Source organism: Micromonospora sp. NPDC047548, assembly GCF_040642975.1.
Taxonomy (GTDB): Bacteria; Actinomycetota; Actinomycetes; order Mycobacteriales; family Micromonosporaceae; genus Micromonospora.
This window is the reverse complement of record NZ_JBEYTI010000132.1, coordinates 1-1,055: the sequence shown is the minus strand read 5'-3', so window position 1 is coordinate 1,055 and position 1,055 is coordinate 1. Positions and strand designations below refer to the sequence as shown.

Annotated in this window: 1 protein-coding gene; it reads left to right on the top strand. The window is 61.1% G+C overall.

Annotated elements, in window-relative coordinates; translation table 11 throughout:
• The first annotated feature begins 84 nt into the window (after positions 1 to 84).
• The gene (locus ABZ807_RS33405; protein WP_357167188.1) at positions 85 to 1,014 is read left to right on the top strand and encodes an IS3 family transposase; all 930 of its coding nucleotides are present in this window, start codon (positions 85 to 87) and stop codon (positions 1,012 to 1,014) included.
• Positions 1,015 to 1,055 lie beyond the last annotated feature (41 nt).

Genomic DNA, 1,055 nt, shown 5'->3' with positions numbered 1-1,055 from the left:
ACTCAGCTTGGACGAGCGTGCTCGCCTGCGTGAGGTAGAACGTGAATTGCGGGAAGTCAAGATGGAGAACGAGTTCCTAAAAAAATGTGCCTCGTACTTCGCCCAGCGCCAGCCGTAAGCGAGAAGTACGAGTTCATGCAGTCCCTTTCTACCGGTGACGAATCATACGAGTTCCCGGTTGTGTTCATGTGCGTGCGGCTGCGCGTATCCCGCTCCGGCTTCTACGAATGGAGGAACCGTACGATATCGGCGACCGCGCGACGACGCGCCGATATCAGCCGCCATGTCGTACTGTCGTTCGCCGAGTCCGATGAGACGTACGGGTACCGGAGGGTGCACGCCGAGCTGGCCCGCTGGGGTGTGGACTGTAGCCCCGAACTGGTGCGGTCCATCATGCGTGAGCTGGGCCTGGTGCCGTGCCAGCCGCGCCCCTGGCGGCACAGCCTCACCGAGGCCGACGCTGGCGCGGGCCCGATTCCCGACCTCGTGAACCGCGACTTCACCGCCGACACACCCGGCGCAAAAATGGTCGGTGATATCACCTATGTTCCGACGTGGGAGGGCTGGCTGTTTTTGGCGACCGTTATTGACTGTCACACCAAAGCCGTCATCGGCTGGGCGATGGACGACAACTACAGGACGCCATTGATCGCCGCGGCGGTGGAGATGGCGGCGCGCAACTGCGACCTGCCGCCTGGCGCGATCTTCCATTCCGACCGTGGCAGTAACTACACCTCGGCCGAATTCGCCGAGACGCTGAAGGGGCTGGAGATACGGCAGTCCGTCGGCCGGACCGGGATTTGTTACGACAATGCGATGGCGGAGTCGTTCAACGCGGCACTGAAAGTCGAACGGGTGCACCGTACCGCGTACCCGACCCGAAAGAAAGCATACGCGGATATTGCGGCCTACATCGAACTCCGATACAATACGACGAGACTTCACTCCGGGTTGGGATACCGGACTCCGAGCGAAGCCCGCGACGAGTATCTGAGTCGACAGTCAGCAGCCTAAATGGCAATTAACTGACTGTCCGGAAAACGCGCGGCAGACCA